The organism is Cyanobium sp. LEGE 06143, assembly GCF_015207535.1.
Taxonomy (GTDB): Bacteria; Cyanobacteriota; Cyanobacteriia; order PCC-6307; family Cyanobiaceae; genus NIES-981.
On sequence record NZ_JADEWP010000191.1, the window covers coordinates 1 to 4,620 of the forward strand.

The following is a 4,620-nucleotide window of genomic DNA, read 5'->3' on the forward strand; positions in this document are numbered from 1 at the left end:
CCTACCTGCTGGCGGCCACCGCCATCGACCTCGGCAGCCGCCTGAGCTGGCGGGTGCATGGGCTCGGCTGGGCCCTGGTGGTGCTCACCCTGGGCACCTACAGCTATGTGTTCCTGCTCAGCACCGAGAGCTTCGCCGTCAGTGGGCGGCGCCAGCTCGAGGCCTGCCGCTCTCTGGGCGCCGGCCCCTGGGGCTCCTTCCGGCGGGTGGCCCTGCCGATGGCCCTGCCCGCGATCGGCGCCGGCGTGGCCCTGAGCGGCATGGAGGTGGTGAACGAGCTGGGAGCGGTGGAGTTGCTGGGGGTTCCCACCCTCTCCACCGGCATCCTGCGCCGTTGGCAGGACCAGGGAGACCCCCAGGGTGCGGTGGCCCTGGCCCTGGTGGCCCTGGCGATTGTGAGCCTGCTGGTGGCTGTGGAGGGTCAACTGCGCCGCCGCAGCCGCCGCTGGCTGATGGGCAGCAGCGGCGACMGCCTCAAGCCCTGGCGGCTGACGGGCTGGCGGGCCAGCCTCAGCCAGCTGCTCACGGCCCTGCCCCCCCTGCTCACCCTGGGCCTGCCCCTGTTGTGGACGGCGATGAGCTGGGACCAGCTGCGGGGCGAAACCGCGGCGGAGCTGGCCGGACTCACCGGGCGCACCCTGGGTCTGGGCCTGGTGGCGGCGGGGCTCACCATGGTTCTGGCGCTGCTGCTCGCCATCGCCCGGCGCTGGATTCACCAGCCGCTGATGCAACAGCTCACCTTCGTGGCCGGAATGGGCTATGCGGTGCCGGGCACCGTGCTGGCCCTCGCCCTGATGCTGCTGGGCGGGCCCTGGCTGCTGAGCCCGCTGCTGCTGTTGGTGTGGGGGTACAGCGACCGCTTTCTGGCCGTGGGCAAAGGCGGCCTCGACGCTGGCCTGGAGAGAATCCCCCCCTGCGTGGATGAGGCCGCCACCGGGCTGGGCTGCAGCTGGCCCCAGGTGCTGCGGAGGGTGCATCTGCCGCTGCTGCGTGGGCCCCTGTTGGTGGGAGGCCTCCTGGTGTTCGTCGACACCGTCAAAGAGCTGCCCCTCACCTTTGCCCTGAGGCCCTTTGATTTCGACACCCTGTCGGTGCGGGTGTACCAGTACGCCAGTGACGAGCGGGTGGGGGCCGCCCTGATTCCAGCGCTGCTGATTCTGCTGCTGGGCCTGGTGGCCTCCCTGGCCCTGGTGCCCAGCCTCAAGGAGGACTAGGCCTTGCCGCAGCGGCACTTGCCGCCCTTCCAGTTGGAGCACTTGCTGGTCTTGCAGCCCTTTTTCTTGGGTTCGCTGGGGCCCCGGCGGTTGGTGGAGTCTGGGCTGTCGTTGGCGGGTCCGATCGGCTGAGCCATGGTGCGGATTGACGGGCGAAGGGAGGAAAGAAACGAGGTGAGGTGAGCCGGCTAGGCGTTGGCCAGGGGGGCTGACTCCACCAGGGAAGGCGCCAGGCGCATCCCGGCAGACCCAGGGCCAGGGGGCACTTCGATCAACTGGGCCTGGCGGATCCTCGAGATCAGCCGGGTGGTGGTGACCCGGGTGGTGCCGATCAGTTCGCCGATGCGCTCGTGGGTGAGGCGGAAGGGCAGATCACACCAGGGGCCGCAGCGGCGTCCCATGCGGCGCACCAGCATGGCCAGCAGGGCATGGAGGCGCTGCTCCGCACTGCCGAGGTGGCGGATCCGCAGCAGCTGCAGGGTCCACTCGTTCACCGGGTCGAGCCCGGCCTCGGGGTCGAGGGCAGCGCTGCTGCTGAAACAGAGCGGCGTGAGGGCCTCCACGCAGGCGCCCTCGCTGCAGAGGCGTGAAGCGTCGAGCCGATCGCCGGCCTGCAGGAAGGCCAGGGTCATGCCCTCGGTTTCCTCACAGGGGCAGTACACCCGGGCCACACCGTCGAGCACTTCGATGCAGCCACTGCCGGCGCGGCGGGCCGGATCGAGCAGCACCGAGTGCCCGGCCGGCAGCCGCACAGCACTGAGGGGCGTGTCGGAGAGCAATCGGAAGGTCATTGCCTGAGGGGCCTAGTTGCGAATGACTCGCAACCTAAACAAGAGCGGCGGATTTTGCAAGCGATTCTCAATAGCGAGTGGCAGCTGCGATTCAGGCCGCCCGCCCTCTGCAACAAAGCCGTGCCTTTTCCAGGCAGCGTCGCCAATCTGCGGAGGTATCCCGCCATTCACCGGGGATTGACCATCCATGCTCACCCGCACACCGCGTCTGCACCGCGGCCCCCTGGGCTTCCTGGCCCGCACCGGACTCCTGGCCACGGTCGCTGTCGCCTCCACCTGGGCCATGGCCTCCGCACTGGGAAGCCCCGCGGCCCGGGCCGCCGAAGAAACCCTCCATTACCAGCTCGAGACCACCTGCACCGTTCGGGGCGGGGCACCCCTGCCCTGCACGGTGGAAGCCGTCGATGAAGCCAGTGGGGATGTCACCTTCTACCGCCACACGATCGGCAAGAACGTCACCTCGATCCGGGTGACCGACGACCCGCTGACGATGAGCGTGATGGCCCCAGGCAGCCAGGACTGGGTGGACCTCAGCTCCGCCGGTGCCCGCTTCTCCACCAACACGATCTGCTTCAACGACCGCGATCTCTGCGTGGTGAACCCCAACTACCTCAACAGCGTGCGCGAGGAGCGGCCCCAATCCACCGCCGGCCGCGACCTCGTGGTGGTGCTGTTTGATGACGACGGCCGCGTCAACCTCACCTGCTACGACGACGGCTGTGAGGGGGTGCTGGAATGAAAGGCCTACGTTCCGGCTTCGGTCTGCTGCTGGCCGGCGTCCTGGTGCTGCCCAGCCTGCCGGCAACGGCCAGCTTCGGTTCGCCGAGCCCGGCCCAGCTTGAGTCTGGGGCCAGTGGCGAGCTGATCGCCCGCAAAGGTGGCGGTGGTGGCCGCAAAGGWGGAGGCGGCCACAGAAGCGGGGGCCGCCGCAGCGGAGGCAGCAAGCACCGTGCCTCCAAGGGACASGGCGGCTTCAGCTCCTCGGGCTCCAGCCTCAATCGCGGCTCCAAGAAGCCCAGTGGTGGCTGGAGCAAGAAGGCCAAGAGCAGCGGCGGCCCCTCTCTGAACCGCAGCAAGAGCTCCAGCTCCAACCGCAAAGTCAGCAACAACAACCGCAAACGCACCACCGCCAGCAACGACCGCAACCGCACGGCCAACCGCGATGGCAACCGGACCCGGAACGACCGGAACCGCACCGCCAGCCGTGACGGCAATCGCGACCGCAACCGGGACGGCAACCGCAACCGGGACAACCGTGATGACCGCCGCGATGACCGCCGCGACCGGGCGGATGACCGACGGGGCTGGAAAGATGATCGCCGCGAGGATCGCTGGGACCGGCGCGACAACAYCCGCGACGACCGCTGGGACCGGCGCGACGACCGCTGGAATGACCGCTGGGATCGCTATCCCGGCTGGGCCCGGCCCGGCTGGGGCTACGCCCGCCCGTGGAACACCGGCTGGTACGGCGGCTGGTCCAGTCCCAGCTGGGGCTGGTGGGGCGCCAGTGCGGCGGCCTGGGGGGTGAGCACCCTGGCCACGGCGGCGGTCATCAACTCGGCCGTGGACAACGCCGTGAGCAACCAGACCACCTACATCGTGGTGCCCAACAGCGACTACAGGCTGCTGTACGGCACCGTGGAGCCCGTGGGTGATCAATCGGTGTCGTTCGAGGCGATCAGCGGCGACAACTCGCTCACGATGCAGGCCGACTGTGACCGCGGCACCCTCAACGGCAGCACTCCTGACAGTGCCTCGGAAGCGGAACTGCTCAATGCGGCCTGCCAGGTGGCCTACGGGTCGGTCTGAGGTCATCGGCCGCCATCAACGCCTGCCCTCTCAACGAGGGCAGGTTTTTGCTGCGACTGAATTCAAAAGGCGGCTAAAAATGTGGCCAACTGCTACGGCACGCCCCCCAGGCGCGGCCAAGAGCACAAGATAATAAGTAGGCCTTCACGGACAGGGAGTATCGACACCATGCCTTTTCGGGTCCCATCCCCCCGTCAGCTGCTTCCCGTCGCACTCACCGCAGCCGCGGCGCTGACATGGGCGCTGCTGCCGGCGCCGGCCCGATCGGAGGTGCTCTACACGCTCGAGACCCAGTGCAGCTTCAAGGAGGGGGCGGCCCAGGTCTGCACGGTGGAAGCCACGGAACAAGACGGCGCCACCCTCTACCGCCACACCATCGGCGACCGCGTCGTGCTGATCCGGATTGAGGCTGAACCCAGCCGCATGAGCCTCTGGAATCCAAGCAACAACCTGTGGACCTATCTGACCTCCGCCGGAGCCCTGCTGTCCAGCAACACCGTCTGCTTCAACGGGATGGATCTCTGCGTGGTGAACCCCAACTACCTCAACAGCCTCGTGGAGGAGAAGCCTGCGCTGTACGAGGGACGGGATCTGGTACGGGTCAGATTCGGCATCGATGGCCGGGTCGACCTGAGCTGCTTTGACAATGCCTGCGCCGAGGTGAACTGATGAAACGGCCCCTTTCAGCCTTCGGCCTGCTGCTGGCCCCCGTGATGGCCCTGCCGGCCGCCCCCTCCTTGGCGGCCTTCAGCTCAGCAGCCGAGGTCCAGGACTCCAGTGAGCTGCTGGCCCGCAAGGGTGGGGGG

6 protein-coding genes are annotated in these 4,620 nt (G+C 68.3%); 4 read left to right on the top strand and 2 right to left on the bottom strand.

Translation table 11 applies throughout. The features are described 5' to 3' along the window. Window positions 1-1,214 (top strand): iron ABC transporter permease (locus IQ216_RS11795; protein ID WP_193815607.1); only part of this gene is annotated, 1,214 nt, incomplete at its 5' end. On the opposite strand, the gene IQ216_RS11800 is transcribed toward IQ216_RS11795, so the two are convergent. Further along, window positions 1,211-1,351, bottom strand: coding sequence for a hypothetical protein (locus tag IQ216_RS11800; RefSeq protein WP_193815608.1), 141 nt, complete (start codon window positions 1,349-1,351; stop codon window positions 1,211-1,213). The genes IQ216_RS11795 and IQ216_RS11800 overlap by 4 nt on opposite strands. A gap of 51 nt (window positions 1,352-1,402) precedes the next feature. Continuing rightward, window positions 1,403-2,005, bottom strand: coding sequence for a Crp/Fnr family transcriptional regulator (locus IQ216_RS11805; RefSeq protein WP_193815609.1), 603 nt, complete (start codon window positions 2,003-2,005; stop codon window positions 1,403-1,405). 187 nt (window positions 2,006-2,192) lie between these two features. Here IQ216_RS11805 and IQ216_RS11810 point away from each other — a divergent pair, with 187 nt between their 5' ends. The 3 genes from IQ216_RS11810 (at window position 2,193) to IQ216_RS11820 (ending at window position 4,483) form a co-directional block, all read left to right on the top strand. Beyond that, window positions 2,193-2,744, top strand: a complete 552-nt coding sequence (locus IQ216_RS11810; RefSeq protein ID WP_193815610.1) for a hypothetical protein — start codon at window positions 2,193-2,195, stop codon at window positions 2,742-2,744. Continuing rightward, on the top strand, window positions 2,741-3,814 hold the full coding sequence (locus IQ216_RS11815; RefSeq protein WP_193815611.1) for a hypothetical protein: 1,074 nt from the start codon (window positions 2,741-2,743) through the stop codon (window positions 3,812-3,814). The genes IQ216_RS11810 and IQ216_RS11815 overlap by 4 nt, the downstream gene beginning before the upstream one ends. Window positions 3,815-3,982: 168 nt before the next feature. Continuing rightward, on the top strand, window positions 3,983-4,483 hold the full coding sequence (locus tag IQ216_RS11820; protein ID WP_193815612.1) for a hypothetical protein: 501 nt from the start codon (window positions 3,983-3,985) through the stop codon (window positions 4,481-4,483). The last annotated feature ends 137 nt before the right edge of the window (window positions 4,484-4,620 follow it).

Excerpts from the sequence above, each read along its gene's own strand:
- IQ216_RS11800 (WP_193815608.1), bottom strand. The coding sequence starts at position 1,351 with ATGGCTCAGCCGATCGGACCCGCCAACGACAGCCCAGACTCCACCAAC.
- IQ216_RS11805 (WP_193815609.1), bottom strand. The coding sequence starts at position 2,005 with ATGACCTTCCGATTGCTCTCCGACACGCCCCTCAGTGCTGTGCGGCTG.
- IQ216_RS11810 (WP_193815610.1), top strand. The coding sequence starts at position 2,193 with ATGCTCACCCGCACACCGCGTCTGCACCGCGGCCCCCTGGGCTTCCTG.
- IQ216_RS11820 (WP_193815612.1), top strand. The coding sequence starts at position 3,983 with ATGCCTTTTCGGGTCCCATCCCCCCGTCAGCTGCTTCCCGTCGCACTC.